The following is a 20,818-nucleotide window of genomic DNA, read 5'->3' on the forward strand; positions in this document are numbered from 1 at the left end:
TAAAAAAGGGAAAGATGCCGTGCTCAGCTTTGGTGACTATAACCCCAAAGAAAAAGCTCAAAAAGAGATCCGAATCTATACGTATATATTTTGCCTTTTTTTCTTTTTTTCTCCAACATGCGCTTTTGCTCAGTCATTGGAAGGTTATTTACCATTTTTCTTCACTTTGCCGAATGGTCCATGGCTGCTTTTAGCGCTGTGTGGAGGAATTTCTTGTGCTTCACTTCTCACGTGCCTAGCTGTTATTATGCGTGCAAAAAAAACTGCACAGAAGCCTTTGAAGATAATTCAGGCAAATTTTTCTGAAAAACTTAAATATTATGAATGGCTTCTGGAAGAAACCGAGCAATTCCTTCTTATTTGGGAAAATCCAACAACCTTACCCCGTGTCGTTGGTGCCCTTTCTGCATTGCAAAAAATAGGAATCGACCAGAAAGATTTTCAGCGTTTTGAGCTCTGGGTTGAAGAAAATTCTCTGCGAGAACTTGATTATGCATTGACTCAACTACGTTGTAAATGTCACCCTTTTGATCTTTCTATCACCACCACAAACAATGTACCGCTACAAGTTACAGGAGTCATCGCAGGAACAGTCGCTATTGCTCGTTTTCAAGATATCTCAAAACAACAGAGTGAAAATGCTCGTTTACAGAAAGATATCGCCCGCCTTCTTACTGAACTGAGAATGCAGCGTAATCTTCTTGATCTTATTCAAGAGCCCGTATGGATAAAAGATTGTGAAGGAAAAGTTTGTTTTATCAATCGCGCCTTTAGAGAAATGACAGATTTTCGTGAAGGCAGTGATGAAGTGGGGGATCTTTTCAATGAAAATACACAACGCAAAACAGATGAAATAGAAACAATTTTTCAAGAACATGTTCACACAGTTATTGATGGAGAACGACATCGTTTTCATCTCACACGTATTACAACAGCCGAAGGGATGGCAGCTTTTGCGCGTGATGACAGCGCATATGAAAATCTTGCTCATGAATTAAGTTATGTTCTTCAAAGCCATTGTGAAACACTTGACCAAATTTCAACAGCTGTAGCTATTTTTGATACAAACCAAAAATTAAAATTCTGTAATCATGCTTTTAAAATTTTATGGCCGTTGGAGACTTCCTTTTTAGAAAGTGAACCAAGCCATACATTATTTCTTGAACGTCTACGTGAAAAAGGGCTCATTGCTGAACACCCCGATTGGCGCGCATGGAAAGAAGAACTTTTTAAAGCCTATCGACAAACAGAATCGAACCAACAAATTTGGAATCTTCCAGATGGGCGTACGGTGCGTGTTATCTCGAACCCTCATCCACAAGGAGGTGTCACTTGGCTTTACGAAAACCTTACAGAAAAAATTGATCTTGAACGCCGTTATAATACACTTATTAAAATACAAGGTGAAACACTTGATAAACTTTCCGAAGGCGTGGTTGTTTTTGGTACTGATGGACGCCTTCGTTTATCGAATCCTGCCTTGTCGAAATTGTGGTCTCTTCCTTATAATTTACTGGTAGAAGGGACCCATATTACACAGTTACAAAGCCATTGTTCAGCCTTAACCTTAGGACAAGAATGGGATCAATTTACCAAATTCATTACCGGTTTTGCTGAAAAACGTGAAACATATTCAGGTCGTATAGATCTTAAAAATGATATGATTATTGACTATACTCTGGTTCCTCTTCCCGATGGACAAACAATGCTTACTTTTGTGAATGTTACAGATACTGTCCATGTTGCACGTGCTCTTCAAGAAAGAAATGAAGCATTAGAAAGTGCTGATCGTTTGCGTAATGAATTTGTCCAACATGTTTCCTATGAATTGCGTACACCTCTCACCAATATTATTGGATTTTCCGATATTTTACGTGATCAAATTTTCGGCTCTATCAATAAACGTCAACAAGAATATCTTGGGCATATTCATTCAGAATCAGGAACTCTTTTAAATATTGTTAACGATATTCTTGATCTTGCTACCCTTGATGCAGGCATTATGGAGTTGGACATAAAATCGGTTAATATTGCAGATGCTATGATACAAGCAGTAGCACGTGTAGAAGATCGCCTTAATGGACGGCATATTACGCTTTTACAACAAATTTCTCCTTCCTTAAATTCTATTTCTGCTGATGAAAAGCGCTTGCATCAAATTTTTGTGAATGTACTGAGTAATGCTATTAATTTTGCAACGGAGGCGAGTACTATTGAATTTTGCGTCGATGAACAAGATGATAACATTGTCTTTAGCGTTCACAATCAGGGCTCTGACATCCCAGAAGACGTTCTTGATCGTATTTTTAAACGTTTTTCTTCCCATTCACACCATGGTGGGCGTGCGGGAGCGGGTCTTGGCCTTTCCCTTGTAAAAAGTTTCGTTGAACTACACGGTGGACATGTTGAAATTCTTACCGGTTCTGGAAAAGGAACAACAGTTAAATGTTTTTTCCCACTCTCCAAAGGAGATACGATTTTTTAATTTTAACCTTTATGATAACAAAAATTTTTCATCCATTTCATGGAACTTTTAATGAATTTTAGTTTTTTTCTTGAAAATGAAGAGGCAACAAAGCTTTTTGCACAAAATTTAGCTCTTTCTTTAAAGCCAGGAGATCTTGTAACGCTGCAAGGAGATCTTGGAACTGGAAAATCAACCATTGCACGTACAATCATTCAAACACTTGCGAACGATAACACTATGGATGTTCCAAGCCCTACTTTTACTCTTGTGCAAAGCTATCAACTTCCAAAGTTTGAAATTATTCATGCTGATCTTTATCGCCTTTCTATGGCAGAAGAAATTGATGAATTAGGGCTTCATGAAGCTCGTGAGAAAAATATTTTACTTGTTGAATGGCCAGAAAGAAATACAGCTCTTTTAGAACTCGCCACTTTTGCACTCACCTTACACTATAAAGAACATGGGCGTCATGTAACAGTTAGATCAGCGCAACATTCCATTGAATGTTTGCAACAGTCTTTTACAATTCGTACATTTTAAAAAAACATGAACATCATCATTTTTTAATTTGATAATACCTCAGTACTACCTATGAAATCTGAGATGATAGACAACATAAAGAAGGCTTCATGGAGGCACCAACCATGGAAGATGAAACGAAATGATGACTCTTTTATATAACAATGACATAAATTGCAAAGGACAGCCGTTAATTTATAGAAATTCATCAATTTATTTTAGAGAATCTGATACCTACAATTTTGATTTTAGAGAATAGTATAAGAGAATTTTAAATTGAAGTGATAACCCTTTAGAAGAGCATTATATAACCTGTAGTGAATTGCTTGTCTCTTTCTGCTTAAAAATTGTGAGCTTCAGAAAAGTAATTTGCAAAGTTTTTGCTTAAAATCTCCCTTTATGTGTTGAAAACACTATCTATCTCAATAGTCTTATCTAAGAAGAAATACCTTTAATGAAATTATCATTCACCCAATATTTTTAACGCGCCTATAAGGAAAGAATTGCATATACTCTTCATACAAAGCAATTTTTTTATAAAAAATGGCCAATTGAATCATGCATAAAAGCACGAATTCTTAAATTCATTTAAAATTTTGATTTTTATTGTCTTTTCATTATAACATAATGCAAAAAAGAATATTTTAAAAAAGTCAAAAGGAGAGACAAAATTTCTCTCCTTTATAGTAATTATACGTGGAATTAACTAAGCCCATCTTTTATCCATTCAGAAAGACGTCCTTTAGAGGTAGCGCCAACCATATTCGATGAAATATTTCCATTTTTAAACATTAATAATGTAGGGATAGAACGTACTCCGTATTGGGTAGCCAGTTCCGGATTTTCATCAATATTTACCTTAGCAATTTTAACTTGATTTTGCATTTCTATTGAAATTTCATCCAACATTGGAGCAATCACTTTGCAAGGGCCACACCATTCTGCCCAAAAATCAACCACAACAGGGGTGGAAGAAGTTAGAACTTCACTTTCGAAATTGTCCTTATCAACTTTTATACACGTCATTGATTTATCCTTTATATTCACCTTTTATAGATTGGTATAATAACAATTCATATCAAGTTATTGCAAAGATAAATTATTAAAGGACTTTTTTACACTAGAGATTGTGCGTTGTGTTTGTTTGAGCGATTTTATGAAAGTAAATAAAATGTAAAAATGCTTTGCAAGGAAAAGAGTAACTTATAAGGCAACTTCACTAAGAAATGCCTCAAGTTTTTCTGGAGGAAGTTTAAAAATTTTGGCTTCTTTACTGTAGATAAGCAGAGCCTGTATATCTTTATCGGGATGAATAGCTTGCAATAACTTTCGATAAAGAGCCATTTGCAACCAATGATGAGAAGCAATAGCAGCTTCATTTTCTGGCGGGGTTCCTGTTTTAAAATCTGCAAAGATAACGCTGTTTTGCGTGATGTAGAGACGGTCAATTTGACCAGAGATTGCTTGTTCTTTTCCACGAATTTTCACAATACCCATTAAGGAGACCTCAGCACGTGAATGCTCAGAGAAAAGGGGTTTGAGATAAACATGATCTAATATTTTCCAAATATGGCAAAGAGCATCTTCTCTTTGGCTCTCATGCCAATGAGAGGCTTTGATATTGAGATAGTTTCGAGCATAATCTCGACGTTTTTGTGGGGGACAATCGGGTAAATACTGTAACAATCGGTGAACGAGATTACCATATTCAATGGAAAAAGCTCTGTTTGTGTTCATGGCTCCTAAAACAGGTGAAGTGGTAAGCTGTTTTGGACTTGAGGACAGCTCTGTATCAGCTTCAATGGAAAGGCTCGCCACTGACGGTTTTAACGGTTTTGGTAACACTGGTTCTGCTGGTACTTTATGGGAGAAAAAGTCTGGTAGAGGTGGAAGTGTTTGGCACTCAACGGAAGAAATTTTTTGGTTTATAGAAGTAGAAGAAGGCGGTGTAATGCAATAACGCCAAGCTGCAATATCTTCCGCAGGACCTTTTATAGCTACCGCATGTGGTTCGAGAGCTCTCTTTACCAGTTGTAACCATGTATGAGATGGCGTTTTCGGACCTTTATACCCGCAAACAAACAAGCGATCTTCAGCGCGTGTCATTCCTACATAAAGAAGGCGCCTATACTCCTCTTCAGCACGCTCTTTTAAACGCAAAATTGCTTGTTTAGAAGGCATTGTATCGAATTCTGCATTAGGGCGCCAGATAAAAGCTTGTTGGTCACTCAAATATGCATTGTTCAAGGGAACTTCAAGCAAGTGAGGTGAATGCTGGGGATGCCAAATCGCACTACCGGGATCAACTAAAAATACAACAGCAGCCTCCAGTCCTTTTGCGGCGTGAACAGTCATGATGCGAATTTCTTCATGATTTTGGTCAAACTCACGTTTAATTTCTGGTTCACTGACACTTAATGTTTCCAAAAAAGCTTGTAATCCTGGTAACCCCGTTTTTTGAATCGCGAGTGTGTAGTCCATAAAAGCATCAAGCACATCATTGGCTTCCGAGCCTAAGCGCGATAAAATTTTTTGTCTTCCCTTATCATTATTCAGAATACGGCTATAGAATTCGAAGACTGGTATTTTATCCACTAAAGTACGATATTGACTCAAGCTTTCAAAAGTATCTTTAAAAGGAATATGCGACGATGCCTGTTCACAAAGGCTTTTCCAAAGAGAGCCTGTACGGTGAGCGGCAAGTTGATAAAGTTCCTCTTCGCTAAGCGCAAAGAGTGGACTTTTTAAAACACAAGCAAGAGACAAATCGTCTTGTGGTTGCAAAACAAAACGTCCGAGTGCCATTAAATCACGCACGCTCATATGTTTTATAAGCTGTAAACGGTCTGCACCAGCGACAGGTATATTGCGTTGTTTAAGGGCACGAGAAAGCGCTAGGGCAAATTGATCACGCTTACGAACCAAAACCATAATATCACTAGCACGCAATAACCGCCCTTTTGCTGGAAGCATTTCTCCTTTTTGTAACCAGCCTGCAATAGTTTCAGCAACTTTTTCTGCCAAACGTACTGCTGGTGTATCTAAATGATCAACAGTTACATGCCAATCATCAGGAAATTCGTCTTTTTCTTTAGAAATGGCATCCCATAAAATAACTTCACCTGGACTGTGAGTACGGATAGCTTCGTGTATGGTTTTTGTATTTTCTGCCGAAAGCCCTTTATAATTTTCTGGTGTTTCAAAAACAAGATCAACGCTTTTAAGAACACCTGCTGTAGAGCGAAAAGAGTAATGCAGTTGTATTTTTTCGAATTTCTGCTTTGCTTGTTGTGCTTTTTTTTGAATAATTTTCCCATTTGCAGCAAAATTTTCTGGTGCAGCGCCCTGAAAGGAATAAATAGACTGTTTTTCATCTCCAACAGCAAAAAGAGTACGTATATTGTCACGTTGACTATGACCTGTAAAAAATTCTTGCGCTAAAAGTTGAATAATTTTCCATTGATCAGGGTTCGTATCTTGTGCTTCATCAAGCAAAATATGATCAAGACCCTTATCAAGTTTGTAGTGCACCCATTGGCTTGCACCTTTGCGCTGTAACAAATGAAGTGTACGCTCAATAAGGTCATCAAAGTCTAAGAAGCCATTGGACTTTTTTAAATTCTTATAAATTTTGAGATAAATAGTACAGAGCTGAAAAGCAGCCATATTGAGGGTGGCAACCTTTGCGCATTGATATTTTTCTAAAAGAACAGAAAGCTTGTTTTGTTTATCTTCAAGCATTTGTTGAATAAAAGGCCAAATTTCATCTGATTTTTTAGACGATATAAGTGCAAAATTACGAGGTTTACCTTCTGTTGTAAAATAAATATTTGAAACAATATCAATAATAGTTTCTTCATTACAAGCGGTTTCTAATTGGGGAAGTTTTTCAATGATACTCTTGGTGTTTTTATTCCCATGAGTTTGGCAATGGGTAAAAGCATAAAGAGGAAGACGAGCAGTCTGTTGAATTTTTTCTAGTAATTGCTGATTTGTATCATCAGGTGCTAAATTAAATAGCGCCCGCAATTTTTCTTCTCCATTTTCAGACAGAAGAGAAGACAAAAAATCAGACAGTTTATGTTGCTTTTCAGCTGCTTCATACAGCAATTGGTTAAAAGTATGTTCACTGATAACCTTAAGCAGCTGTTTTAGAGCGGGTTGTACGTCATGATGCTTCAAAAGTTGGCAGCGGGCTTCTTGTAGTAATTTCTTGCGGTTGACATCATCTATGAGTTCGAAATGTCCAGCAATATTGGCTTCTAACATAAATTGATGCAAAAGAGATTCACAAAAAGCATGAATCGTTTGGATTTTTAAGCCACCAGGTGTTTCTAAAGCACGAGCAAAGAGTTGGCGTGCATAAGTCAATTTTTGCGCATTGACGGGTTTATTTTCAAACCGTGTTAAGGTTTCTTGCAGCTGTGCATCATCGAGTTCATTCCAACTGGAAAGCGTGCGAAAAATACGTGATTGCATAACAGCGGCGGCGGCTCTCGTGTAAGTAAGGCATAAAATACGTGCTGGAGAAGTACCGTTTAAAAGCAAACGAATAACGCGTTCGGTTAGAACATGGGTTTTTCCAGATCCTGCATTTGCAGAAACCCATACATGTGTTTTTGGATGTGTTGCTGTTGCTTGTGCATCAAGGGCTGCTTCAGGAATAGAAAAAAGAGTCATGATTGATCTCCTTTATGAAATCCATTTGACCATTCCCATAAGCGTGCCAGATGATCATAGTCACTTTCATATTGTTTTAACATAGGGACTGCGTGTGAAAGATAGCCTTGTTGTGGATTTTGATAATACTCCATTAACGCGATAAGATGTTCCCACGCCCTTTCACCAAGATTAATAACATTTTGGTGATCTTTTTCCGCTTTTTCTGAAAGAATTAATTGAGGAGTAATCTTACCTTTTCCATTAAGAGGAATATAAAATAGTTTTGAGGGGGACAGATTTTGAAAATCTGTAAAAGCTCCTCTCATTAATAGAGCGGTTTCCAATGCTAATTGTGGAAATAATAATTCGCGAACCTGTTTTGATGAAGGGGGTGTACTCGTTTTAAAATCAAGTATTTCAACCGTTTTGTTTGGCAATATATCAATACGATCAGCACGTCCTGAAAGAGTTACCCCTGTTGTACCTATGGGTATTTTTTGCGATTCCACTTCCGAATGTCGTATTCGGGGTTCTAGACTTTGTTCCCATTGCAAAATAAAGGGAGCAAGATTTTCAAATGTATTCCACCAGATTGTTTCAACATCAGCAGGCAAATTAAACTTATCAAATTCTTTACGTCCAATAGCGAGCAACACATCTAATGCATTTGCAGCATTTAGATTTTTTATTTGTGTGCAAAAATCTGCAAGAATAGCGTGATAAAGTGTTCCGCGTTCAGAAGCACCAAGGTCATGAATAAGGGCTTTAAGTGGTTTGAGCCTTAAGATTTTTTTAGCATAAATGGCATAAGGGTCATGGCGTAACGTTGTTATTTCGGTGATGGAAAAATGACGTGGACGCACTGCAATGGGTGGCACAGGGCAAGGGCGTGTTGCACAAGCAGACATGTCCGTATTGTCAAGCATCTTTGCCCAATGGCGTATCTTTTCACCTCGTGCACGGATTTGTTTCCAAACTTGTTGTCCTACGACAGTTTCTAAGCGTTGTAGCCAGCGTGAAGGGAGAGAAGGAACATGATCAACTCGTAGTGCTCGGCTCATCACCACTTTATCCATTCCCATCGCCCATTGAAAATCATGCGCAGAAAGACCAATACGCTGCTCTGGTGGTTCCAGAGTTAACATCATTTTCATCGGTCGCGATAAAAAAGCATCATTTCGGGTTGATATTGGCCATGACCCTTCATTAAGACCGCCGATGACCACTGTATCAACCGTTTGCAAACGCGATTCCAAAGTACCCCAGATGAATAAACGTGGATGTCCTCCAGGCGAAGGTGCGACGGAACGAGTTGCTATTATGGCAGAAAACATAGCAGGCCATTCGCAAAGATGAAATGTTAATCCCGATTGATCACTGACCAATTCACGCAAAAAATTTGATAAGGCTTGTCCTGCTTCATGTTGATAAAGATGTGCAAGAGAATTATCCTCATTGCGACCAAAATTTTCAAAAACCTCAACAGTTGCTATTGCAGCCTCATTGATGGTGCATTCTTTCTCTTGTTTCATAAGAGACGTTAAAGGCTCAACAGCTTTTTTTAAAAGATGACAAAGGAGACGTGCTTCTTCACATTTCTGCTGATCAAGGGTGTCGATTTCAGAACTATTATGAAAGGATGTATCAATCCATTTTTCAAGAAATTGATCACACTCGCAAAGATTGATGCGCCCTGTATTCCCTCGAAGAACAAAAAGTTCAAAATTTTCTGCCATTTCCCGTAAACGATGACGATTTTGTTGGAGTGTTGTAAGGGGATGTTTAAGAAGAGAAAGAAAAGCAATGGGATCATCAGGTTGCAATACATTTTCTAAGATAAGTCGTAAGAGAGTTACAGGCAATGTTTGTGCAAGTGGTATTCCGCCTGAATCATTTGCTTCAATTCCAAATCGCTGTAATTCCACGGCAACACGGCGTGCTAAATTACGGTCATTTGTAATAAGGGCTGCAGTTTTTTTGGGTTTTTCAATAGCTTTGCGTAAGGTAACAGCTATAGCGAGAGCTTCTTCACGTTCATTTATAGCTTCAATAAATGACCAATCTGCACAAAGATTTTCATAATCATCACGGACAATTTGTATCCATTTATCTGTTGTAGAAGCAGGTCGGAGTGCTTCTGATAAAAGAGCCTTTCGTTTTTTCTTTGTTATACTTTGTTGGCCAATTTCGCAAACATGATGACGTTGACACTCCATGAGAGTTAGAAGTTTTTTTAAATGATATTGAGGATGGCTAAAAACATTTTCTGCAGGATCAAAAAAATCACAAGCTGTTTTTTCTTTATTGCTTGTGCTTAGTGCATTCCATTGTTCTTCATCCATATGAAGATCAAGGCCAGGAAGAACAACAGCCCCTTTGGGCAGAGAAGCTATAACCTTTAAAAGATGAGAAACTGCGGGCATAGAACCTGACACACCAGCAGCAATGATAGGTTTATCAGGCTGCGTGCATCGCAAAGTCTCTGCATGCATTGTGAGTGCTTGATTACGCCATTCCGCGGGATTGCTTCGTTGCCTTTCGGTCAAGATTTGTGGCCAATTTTGCGTAACAATAGTCAGAAAGTCGAGCGTTATTTGCCACCATTCAGCGACCATATCAGGTGCAATATCTTTAAGTTTCGACCAATCTGCTCCTTCTGTTTCAATTTCGTCCATCAAATGCGCTAAATCCTGAGCAAGCCAAATTGCATCAGCACTATGAGCCGGAATAAGTACATCTTCTGTACCAAACATGGCACGCAGATGCGCAGGTAAATTTTCACGCCATGGGCGAATAAGGCGCGCTAAAAGCAGTAAGCGTTCACTTTTTCCAATGGGTGGATTCAGAGTGCTGGTATGATTTTCAACAAAAAGGAAACTGTCTTCATCGACATCTCCTAGAGCACGAATGGTTGGTAAGAAAGTTGATTGTGTATCGCTTCTTTCAACAAAGGCTAAACGTAAAGCGCGAGCAGCACGACGTGTCGGAACATAAATAAGGCTATCGGCAAGGGCAGTTTGAATGTCTCCATTGGGAGCGAAATTATCAATAAGGGTACCGGAGAGCAGTGCCTCAACAAAGTGAGGCAAAAAAGCCATTCCAGAAGATATAGAAAAGACACGTGGTTTATAAGTCATATGATCTCATATTGGGAATAACAAATTTCATCTTATTGATTATTTGCTTTATTTTGACTGTATACAATTTTCATACAAGAAAAAACTGAAAAGCTCTATTTATACAGGAGATTTTTAGCTGACATTCAAAATACTGAAATATATGACCTTGTCTTAAGCTATTGTGAAAAAATATATCAAAATTTTAAAAGACGTTACAATTACAAATATATTATAACTTATTGAATATTATAAAATAAATTTACCGTATTCTTTATACAGTGCAATCTGAAAGTGTTCTTTACATACTCCTTTTGTTTTCAGAAAAAATAACAATATTCAGATCCCCAACTCAATATGAAAAATCATTATCAACCAAATTGTTACATAAAAAATTCTTCTTTATTTTAAGAGCGTACTTGATAATCTTTAAAAGCAGAAAATTTTATTTTAGGAGCTCTTTCTGCTTCATAATTTAATGAAAAATGGTTCTCCGCTAAAAAAACTGGATCACCTTCTAAATCATACGCAATAGCAGAGCGGTGATTGCTGAGAAACTTTTGCAACTCATCTTTGCTCTGCGCTGAAATCCAACGGCATAAATTAAAGCGCGCAGACTCAAAATTCACTGGCAAAGAATATTCTATTTTTAATCGTTCTTTTAAGACATCAATTTGCAAAGCACCAATAACACCAATGAGAGAAGGCGACCCATCATCAGGAATAAACAATTGTACAACCCCTTCTTCAGCCATTTGTTGCAAAGCTTCTTTGAGCTTTTTTGCTTTCATTGGATCGCCTAAACAAACACGACGCAAAATCTCTGGTGCAAAATTTGGTACTCCCTTAAAGAGGATATCTTCTCCTTCAGTCAAAGTATCGCCGATACGCAATGTTCCATGATTAGGGATCCCTACGATATCACCAGCATAGGCTTGATCAGCAATTTGGCGCGAACGCGCAAAGAAAAATTGTGGAGCCGAAAGTGTCATCGGTTTTCCTGTTCGAACCAACTTTGTTTTCATACCACGTTCAAGTGTTCCAGAACATACCCGAAAAAATGCAATACGATCACGATGATTAGGGTCCATATTCGCTTGAATTTTAAAAACAAATCCCGTCATTTTAGGTTCAGTTGCTATGACATTGCGCTGATCTGCACTTTGATCACGAGGACTTTGACCAAAATCTATAAGCGCATTGATCAAATCACGAACACCAAAATTTCGCAAAGCTGAACCAAAATAAACCGGTGTCATATGACCTTCACGGAAAGCTTGAAGATCAAAATTCTTGCAAACACTTTGAGCGAGTTCTACTCCTTCAAGAAAAGTGGAACGTTGATATTGGGGAAGTAAATGGACAACCTCACTGGGATTTGAAACGATCCGCTGTGTTATCTCATCATCTTTTTGGCGAAAACGGTTATGATGAAGGTCATAGGTCCCGACAAAATCTTTACCCGACCCAATGGGCCATGTTATGGGGGCGGTATCAAGAGCAAGCTTTTCTTCAATTTCATCTAAAAGCTCTATAGGATCACGTGCCTCACGATCCATTTTATTGATAAAAGTAACAATAGGAATATCCCGCATCCGACATACTTCAAACAATTTCAGTGTTCTTGGCTCAATTCCGCGTGCCCCATCCAATACCATGATAGCACTATCAACAGCTGTGAGAGTGCGATACGTATCATCCGCAAAGTCCTCATGTCCTGGAGTATCTAGGAGATTAAAAATATGATTTTCATATTCAAACGTCATCACCGAAGTCACAACGGAAATACCACGATCACGCTCAATATTCATCCAATCAGAACGGGTTTGAATACGATCTTTTTTGGCTTTTACTTCTCCTGCAAGTTGAATAGCACCACCAAACAATAAAAGCTTTTCTGTTAATGTTGTTTTCCCCGCATCTGGGTGAGCAATAATTGCAAATGTACGGCGTCGCTTTACTTCCTGCACTCTTCGTTCCATTATTCCTCCACAGGACGTGCAAGTGTTTCAGCAATCAGTGCACGCATTTCATTAATCCCATAAAGCGCTATAAATGATCCCCATCGTGGACCTCGCTCTTGTCCAAGAAGGACTTCATACAACATTTGAAAAAAAACATTAGAAACACCAGGCCCACCTTCAGGGCTTTTTTTGCTATGATCTTGATAGCGTTCCGTTAACCTTGCAACATCAAGAAGCATATTTTGTAATATGTTGCCATCAACAGTTTCAGGTAAATGAGCTAATTTTTCATCAATTTGTGCTAATGTTGCTCGTTCGCTATCATCTGGTATACGAAATTTCTTGTTTGGTTTAACAAAAACATCAAAATATTTAATGGCAAACTTCACCAATTGATCAAGTTCTGGATAAGTTTGTGCATTTGCTTCTTTAGCGTAACGAGAAATAAAACCCCAAAGAACTTCTGCATTCTCTGCATTTGAAGCACTTACCAAATTTAAAAGCATCGCAAAGGATACAGGCAAATCAACCTGCGGTGGACAACCATTATGAATATGCCATACAGGATTACTGAGCCGTTCTTGCCATTTTTGACGACCATAAGCAGAAAGATGAGCATAATATTCATCTACAGCTTTAGGAATAACATCAAAATAAAGCCTTTTTGCTGTTTTAGGTTTTGAAAACATATAAAGCCCTAAACTCTCTGTTGGGGCATAAGTAAGCCATTCATCAATGGTTAAGCCATTTCCCTTGGATTTGGAAATTTTCTGCCCTTTCTCATCTAAAAAGAGCTCATAGTTGAATCCTTCTGGGGGGGTTCCACCTAATACTTTACAAATTTTAGAAGAAAGATTTGTGGAATCGATAAGGTCTTTTCCGGCCATTTCATAATCAATGCTAAGTGCTGTCCAACGCATTGCCCAATCTACCTTCCACTGACACTTAACTTTGCCCCCCGTAACCTCTGTTTCTATGGTTTCTCCTGTTTCAGGTTCAATATAAGTGACAGTCCCTTTTTCAACATTACCCGCAATCATCGGTACCTGTAATACTTTTCCAGAAAAGGGAGAAATCGGTAGAAAGAGTGAATAGGTCGCTTGCCGTTCTTCACCTAATGTTGGTAAAATAATTGCCATAACCTTGTCATAACAGGCAAGGATTTTCAAAAGTGTTTCATCAAAACGACCGGAATTGTAATAATCCGTAGCACTTGCAAATTCATAATCAAAACCAAAACGATCAAGGAAAGCCCGTAACCGCGCATTATTTGCCGCTCCAAAAGAAGGATAATCATCTCCAAAAGGGTCGGGTACACGGCTCAACGGTTGACCAAGATAATGTTCCATCCTCTCGCGATCAGGCACATTCTCAGGAACCTTGCGCAAACCATCCATATCATCAGAAAAACAAAGTAATTTTGTTTTTACTTTATTCTCCGTGAGAATATGAAATGCATGACGCACCATGGTTGTACGTGCAACTTCCCCAAAAGTTCCAATATGCGGTAAACCAGAAGGGCCATAACCTGTTTCAAATATCACACTGTCTGGATAACCCGTTTTTTCATACCGTTTGATAATCTTACGTGCTTCTTCAAATGGCCAAGTTCTCGATTGAGAAGCTGCATCTTTTAATTCAGGCGTAAGGTTGAGGGTATCACACTGATCACGCATCATTATTTATCCTAAAAATTACACTCTTTCAAAATAGGGTGTATGGTTCTTGAATTTATTCGTCAATAATAGCAAGCAAAAAGATGAAAATTTCTTTATACTCTTAAGTCACTATACAAAAACCGCCCTCGTTATAAATATATTTTGTTCTGATAAAAATCAAAAACATTCAATATTATAAAGCAAAATTGACCTGTTTTGATTATCGAAGCCTTCATTGCTATTATTATCATGGGTTTTGCTTATTATATTTATTAGCGCAGAAGATAAGCTTCTAGTATTGAACGAAAGAACGGTAAAAACCAACAGAAAAATGCTTAAACTAGGCATTTCATACAAAAGCACTAATCCATATTACACTTGTCACCGTAATTTTCTATTTCTTTTCTTTATCACCTTGATGACGCATTGCTAATGTACGCAAACGTAGAGCATTTAATTTAATAAAACCAGTTGCATCTCTTTGATCATAAACACCTTGATCATCCTCGAAAGTTACTAACTCACTGGAATAAAGTGATTTTTTACTTTGGCGCCCTTCAATAATTACATTCCCCTTATAAAGCTTTAACGTGACTTCACCTTCAACATGTTCTTGAGATAAATCAATAGCTGCCTGCAACATCTTACGTTCCGGCGAAAACCAAAATCCATAATAAATGAGTTCTGCATAACGTGGCATCAATTCATCTTTTAAATGAGCTGCGCCACGATCTAACGTTAAAGATTCTATAGCTCTGTGAGCCGTCAAAAGAATGGTTCCACCTGGTGTTTCATAAATACCCCGTGATTTCATACCCACAAAGCGATTTTCTACCAAATCTAACCGACCAATACCATTATCGCGCCCATAATGATTTAACTCTGCAAGTAAAGTTGCAGGTGATAAATTTTTTCCATTGATTGAAACAGCATCGCCTTTTTTAAAGCCAAGAGTAATTCTGGTTGCTTGATCTGGAGCATCTTCCGGCGAAAGAGTACGCATATGGACATATTCAGGAGCAGGAAGTGCTGGATCTTCTAAAATCTTTCCTTCTGATGAAGAATGCAATAAATTTGCATCCACTGAAAAAGGCGCTTCACCTTGCTTATCCTTTTCTACAGGAATTTGATGAATACGAGCAAATTCAAAGAGATCTGTCCGACTCTTAAAATCCCAATCACGCCATGGAGCAATAATCTTTATATCAGGATTAAGCGCATAAGCGGAAAGCTCAAAGCGTACCTGATCATTGCCTTTTCCTGTTGCTCCATGAGCAATGGCATCTGCCCCTGTTTCCTCAGCAATTTCAATAAGGCGTTTTGAAATAAGTGGACGTGCAATTGATGTTCCTAAAAGATAAGTCCCCTCATAAACGGTATTGGCTCGAAACATCGGAAACACAAAATCACGCACAAATTCTTCGCGCAAATCTTCAATGTAGATCTCTTTAACACCTAGCATTTCAGCTTTACGACGAGCAAGTTCTAGCTCTTCCCCCTGCCCCAAATCTGCTGTAAAAGTTACAACTTCAACACCTAGCGCACTTTGCAACCATTTAAGAATAATTGACGTATCCAATCCACCTGAATAAGCCAAAACAACTTTTCTAATATTTTGCCACTTTTTCATTTTAACGTTCTATATGAGCTACTTTTTTATTTCTACCCAAAAATCAAAACGATGCAAGAAATATAAAAATAAATTCTTTTTAAGCAACATTAAAAAGACGCAAAAAGCGTAAATAAAGGTGCCTCAAAGTATAAATAGTGAACACTGCTTAAAAATAAAAGGAGATTTACGTGTCATTTCTACCGGAGTGGTCTATTGTTGTACAATTTGCTTTAGCATCGTTGATTTTAGCACTTATTCCAGGACCAGATATGATGCTTTCTGTAGGACGAACCATTACACAAAGCAAAAAAGCTGGAATTATGTGCGCCTTGGGTAGTGCAACAGGGTTTGCCATTCAGGTTACCGCTGTAGCACTTGGCTTATCAGCGCTTATTTTTGCTGCACCACATACTTTTGTTCTTCTGAAAATTGTTGGCGCCTTTTATCTTTTATGGTTTTCCTTTCAAGCTTTACGGAGAAACCCCACTTTTTCCTTTGAACAGACATCTTCTAAATCTCAAAGCGCTAAACGTAACTATCTTGCTGGTATTGGAATTAATCTTCTCAATCCTAAAGTTATACTCTTTAACGCGACATTCTTACCACAATTTATCAATGCGAATGATCCTATGGCAACACAAAAATTGCTCTTTTTAGGACTCTCTTATATTCCTATTTCTTTCCCCATTACAATTGCAATCGTTTTTACAGCGCATAAACTTACCAAAACTCTCAAAAAGAACCCTCTTTATATTCGCTTTCTCGACTGGCTTATTGCTGGTACTTTTACCAGCTTTGCCCTCCATCTCCTTGTGGTTACAAAACATTGATTTATACGTGTAATGTATCGCTTTTAATTTAAATAAAAAAAACAAATATTATAAGATTTTTTCATTTCAAACCTGTTTGTTTTGGATAAAACAATACCTTTCCTTTGTACATCACAAGAGAAGCTGGAGTTTTCGTATGGATAAAAACTATCTAAGAAAAGAATAAAAACACCTCTTATAAACCATCTCAAGTACTAAAAGCTGTTACAACATTGGGAGCTGAAAAATAGAATGGTGGTACCAATTTACACCTTTATTAAACATAAAGGTGTAGGAGTACAATACATTTACAGAAGCTTTTTGTTATACTCCTCACAAGCATTATCGTGATATGAAGAGTGTACTAAGAGATACTTAAAAAACATATCAATGGATAACTCAATGGTATTTATATTTTAGATCCTCTGTTTTGCTTGTGATGCGTGATCTTATTTAAGAAAATAATAAACAAAAGCATGAGGCAGTGCACAATCTCCACTTTTTAAAAGATATTACCGTAGATGCTTTTAAAAGACATAAAACCGAATTAACGAGTATGATAATAAGGTAGAAATTAGTTATAATCCTTAAGACCTCATATTCCCTCTAAATTAGGTTTCCTTCTTATTTCAGAGATTATGTAAACAGACTATAGACAATCTCTTACCCCATTTAGCATATAAACGCTGAAACTGTTCGTCTAGCACTTATCCATCTTAATCTCTGTCTCACATATGCCATCGCATGAAGTTTGGATATTAAATTACAAACAAAAAAGTATAGGCCTCGATATCGCTGAAAATTGCGTTACCTAATGACCAATGGCATTTTCAAGTCGTAAACGTTCAGATTTACGTAAGCGCCCTGAAGCTGATTTAAGCTGTCCACATGCAGCTAAAATATCGCGTCCACGCGGTATCCGAATAGGAGAAGCATAGCCCGCTTGATTAACGACATCAGCAAAACGCTCGATTTGCTCCCAATCAGAACATTGATAATTACTCCCTGGCCACGGATTAAAAGGGATTAAATTAATCTTAGCAGGAATCCCTTTCAATAACTGAATCAATCGCTTAGCATCATCTAAACTATCATTGATATCTTTCAGCATAACATATTCAAATGTGATTCGTTTTGCATTGGAAAGACCAGGATAATTACGGCAAGCCTCCATTAGTAAAGCAAGCGGATATTTTTTATTAATGGGAACAAGCATATCCCTTAGTGTATCGTGTACTGCGTGGAGTGAAATTGCTAACATAACACCAATTTCTTCTCCAGTTCGGATAATTCCAGGAACAACTCCACTAGTTGAAAGCGTAATTCGACGTTTTGATAAAGAAAGTCCATCGCCATCAGAGGCAATCAATAAAGCTTTTTTAACAGCTTCAAAATTATAAAGAGGTTCTCCCATTCCCATCATAACAATATTGGTAATTTTTCGTCCTTCAATGGGAACAATTGCTCCATCAGGGGTATTCTTATCAGGAAAATCACCCAAACAATCACGTGCAACCAATAATTGTGCCAAAATTTCTTCTGCGGTCAGATTACGAACAAGCGTCTGCGTTCCCGTATGGCAAAAAGAGCAGGTTAACGTACACCCTACTTGCGATGAAAGACATAAAGTACCACGTCCTTCTTCAGGGATATAAACCGTTTCAATTTCAACAGGCCTTCCAGCTCCACGTGCAGGAAAACGTAAGAGCCATTTACGCGTACCATCTTTTGATATTTGTTCTCCAACAATTTCTGGGCGCGCAATGGAGAAATGACACTTAAGTGTTTCTTGCATTGCTTTAGAAATATTCAGCATCTCATCAAAATTTGAAACACCACGCACATAAAGCCAATGCCAAAGCTGACGCACACGCATACGCGTTTGATGCTCTGGTACACCAACTGTCTTTAAAGCTTGCATCATTTCATCTTGCGACAAACCAATTAAAGAGAGCTTAGAACTCTCCTTCACGACCACATTATCTGTTTTTCGTGCAAAACATGAACCAACTGGTCTAAGGTCATAAGAAATGGCCATTGCTTTCCAATTCACATCACTATTTTAGAGTTATCGAAACCTTAATGGCACTTTTGAGCTGCATTTAATGCAGCAGTGACCCCTTTTAAGGAATAAGTATAAGTGGTATGCGTTCCTCGTTTTGATATCGCTTGCACTGTCATATTGCTTCCAGCACGCATAGCAGAAACAAGCTGCTTTTCTAGCTCTGATGACGCCAGCCAAGCTGAGGAATCTTTCGTGAAAAAATCAAAGTCCTTACCTCCAATGGTCACTGTCACTCTCGACCCTTCTTGAAGGGTATAACCAGCCATAAACTGCGGTTCAAACGAAATAGGTGAATGAGAACGCTTGGTAACCAAGAAAAAGTTATCACCATGATTAACTGTCGTTGGAAGAGCCTTCAAAGGTACCGATAACACATAGCAAATCGTATTTTTGGGCGATTTATAAGAATAGGCTCCCCACGCTTCAAATTGATTTAAACGGCTTGGCGTTTGTGCATATGCCACTCCCGCTGTAACAAGAACCATTACAGATGCAGCAATAACAGTCTTTTCAAACATCTTCATTTAGCTCACTTCTTTAGTCTCTAACAAGATTTTCTTCATTGGAAAAATTCAACAAAAACTCCTCGATATTCATGTGTTATTGTCCTAATTCCTTCAATAAGCGAAATATTTTCACACTAATCAAAATAGATTTCTACGTTTCATTGTGACCTTTTAATCGTTACCAAAACATAAACTTCTTATTCAATAACCACATTAAAAAATAATATCTTCATTTTACGCTACTTATTTCGTTTTTGTATAAAAAACGATTTCTTTAAGCTATAGAACTTCAAAACGAGATGAAAATATACCATCACTCTGTTAAGAAATAAACCATACTCTTTATATCACAAGCAATCTGATGCAAAATTTTGAAAATACACCCCGGACTCCCCGCAAAAAAGCTTAATCGCCTTACGAATATCACTTCTCGACTTTATGCATTCAATACATTTATGTTCGCAGAATACTCCATCTTTTACTCATTATAGTGCATTCATATTTCGTATTCAATATCGTCCCGATAACACTTTTTCTCAATCTTCAAAAGACCTTGTAAAAATAATAAAATATTATCAAGATATTAATAATAAAACATAAAGAATTTAGATTCTATCTCAATAATCACATACAATTTTGTTTCTTTTGATCTTATTTCCCTATATACTTCATCTCCAATTATTAATTTCTAAAATGATTTTAGTAGCTTATAATAGCTTAATCGTATTATTTTAATGTATTAGACGATATTTTTCTTTCTGTTATAAAAAACTTCTTAAGAATTCTTTGGGAAAGTCTCCTTATCTTATTTCTAAGTAATTTATAAAAAGAAATATAAAACTTTTTTCTATAGCAGTTCTAACATTACCGTTTTTTAAACAATATTTTAATCAATTAAAGACACTTAAATAAATCTTCCTATGCATAAAAACTCTTTCACCCAACCTAAAGGTATAATTTTCATTCTTACCGTACAAAATTGTTCTTTAGCATGAGCTCTATACAACAGCAGACATCTAAATCATATCTATAAAATAGTTGATCTCTCCACTTGTGAAGAAGAAAGCTGGCACCATAACACTATTTTCCAGCTCCCAATGTTTTGCACAACTCTCGATACTTTAGACGATTCATAGGAAGCATTTTTACCCCTTTCTTGTACAGTTTTTATCCACACGCTAATTCCGTTTACAACGTGCAAGGAAATGGTTTTGATTGATTCAACATAAACAAGTTTGGAATGAGAGAATTTTACAATATTCGGATCTCTCATCTAACATGCGAAATAGTGAATTATATTTAAAATCAATATCTTGCTATACTGAAGATACAATATATCTCTTATTTCTTCTTGAGCATTAAAATATTATCCCTAAACACTCAAACTCAACTTACAAAAAAATTCAATGCACAAATAAACTTTTCTGTTGATTTCTTTCC

General features: G+C 37.4%; 11 protein-coding genes. 3 read left to right on the forward strand and 8 right to left on the reverse strand.

Annotated elements, in window-relative coordinates; all coding sequences use genetic code 11:
• The first annotated feature begins 19 nt into the window (after window positions 1-19).
• Both ACFIK4_RS06315 and tsaE read left to right on the forward strand, forming a co-directional pair.
• Window positions 20-2,485 (forward strand): ATP-binding protein, encoded by a 2,466-nt coding sequence (locus ACFIK4_RS06315; RefSeq protein WP_375628512.1) that lies wholly within the window; start codon window positions 20-22, stop codon window positions 2,483-2,485.
• Window positions 2,486-2,536: 51 nt separating this feature from the next.
• Complete coding sequence (gene tsaE, locus ACFIK4_RS06320; RefSeq protein WP_375612787.1) at window positions 2,537-3,007, forward strand: tRNA (adenosine(37)-N6)-threonylcarbamoyltransferase complex ATPase subunit type 1 TsaE; 471 nt, start codon at window positions 2,537-2,539, stop codon at window positions 3,005-3,007.
• Window positions 3,008-3,688: 681 nt separating this feature from the next.
• On the opposite strand, the gene trxA is transcribed toward tsaE, so the two are convergent.
• The 6 genes from trxA to ACFIK4_RS06350 all read right to left on the reverse strand — a co-directional run bounded on the left by trxA (window position 3,689) and on the right by ACFIK4_RS06350 (window position 16,016).
• Window positions 3,689-4,012 (reverse strand): thioredoxin, encoded by a 324-nt coding sequence (gene trxA, locus ACFIK4_RS06325; RefSeq protein WP_273790200.1) that lies wholly within the window; start codon window positions 4,010-4,012, stop codon window positions 3,689-3,691.
• 177 nt (window positions 4,013-4,189) lie between these two features.
• Entirely contained in the window at window positions 4,190-7,666 is a 3,477-nt protein-coding gene (gene addA, locus ACFIK4_RS06330; protein ID WP_375675480.1) for a double-strand break repair helicase AddA, read from the reverse strand.
• Window positions 7,663-10,785 (reverse strand): double-strand break repair protein AddB, encoded by a 3,123-nt coding sequence (gene addB, locus ACFIK4_RS06335; protein WP_375675482.1) that lies wholly within the window; start codon window positions 10,783-10,785, stop codon window positions 7,663-7,665. The genes addA and addB overlap by 4 nt, the downstream gene beginning before the upstream one ends.
• A 386-nt stretch (window positions 10,786-11,171) precedes the next feature.
• The gene (locus tag ACFIK4_RS06340; protein WP_375638149.1) at window positions 11,172-12,746 is read right to left on the reverse strand and encodes a peptide chain release factor 3; all 1,575 of its coding nucleotides are present in this window, start codon (window positions 12,744-12,746) and stop codon (window positions 11,172-11,174) included.
• Entirely contained in the window at window positions 12,746-14,407 is a 1,662-nt protein-coding gene (locus ACFIK4_RS06345; protein WP_375675485.1) for a lysine--tRNA ligase, read from the reverse strand. Before ACFIK4_RS06345 ends, ACFIK4_RS06340 begins: the two co-directional genes overlap by 1 nt.
• A 373-nt stretch (window positions 14,408-14,780) precedes the next feature.
• Entirely contained in the window at window positions 14,781-16,016 is a 1,236-nt protein-coding gene (locus tag ACFIK4_RS06350; RefSeq protein ID WP_375612782.1) for an argininosuccinate synthase, read from the reverse strand.
• Window positions 16,017-16,186: 170 nt separating this feature from the next.
• Here ACFIK4_RS06350 and ACFIK4_RS06355 point away from each other — a divergent pair, with 170 nt between their 5' ends.
• Window positions 16,187-16,828: a LysE family translocator gene (locus ACFIK4_RS06355; protein ID WP_375612781.1), complete on the forward strand. Its 642-nt coding sequence runs from the start codon at window positions 16,187-16,189 to the stop codon at window positions 16,826-16,828.
• 790 nt (window positions 16,829-17,618) lie between these two features.
• Here the strand turns inward: ACFIK4_RS06355 and rlmN are convergent.
• Both rlmN and ACFIK4_RS06365 read right to left on the reverse strand, forming a co-directional pair.
• Complete coding sequence (gene rlmN, locus ACFIK4_RS06360; RefSeq protein WP_375675487.1) at window positions 17,619-18,845, reverse strand: 23S rRNA (adenine(2503)-C(2))-methyltransferase RlmN; 1,227 nt, start codon at window positions 18,843-18,845, stop codon at window positions 17,619-17,621.
• A 41-nt stretch (window positions 18,846-18,886) separates the two neighbouring features.
• The gene (locus ACFIK4_RS06365) at window positions 18,887-19,390 is read right to left on the reverse strand and encodes an invasion associated locus B family protein (protein ID WP_375611465.1); all 504 of its coding nucleotides are present in this window, start codon (window positions 19,388-19,390) and stop codon (window positions 18,887-18,889) included.
• Window positions 19,391-20,818 lie beyond the last annotated feature (1,428 nt).

It is taken from the genome of Bartonella sp. AP9QHHD, from assembly GCF_042195625.1.
In the GTDB taxonomy this organism is placed as follows: Bacteria; Pseudomonadota; Alphaproteobacteria; order Rhizobiales; family Rhizobiaceae; genus Bartonella.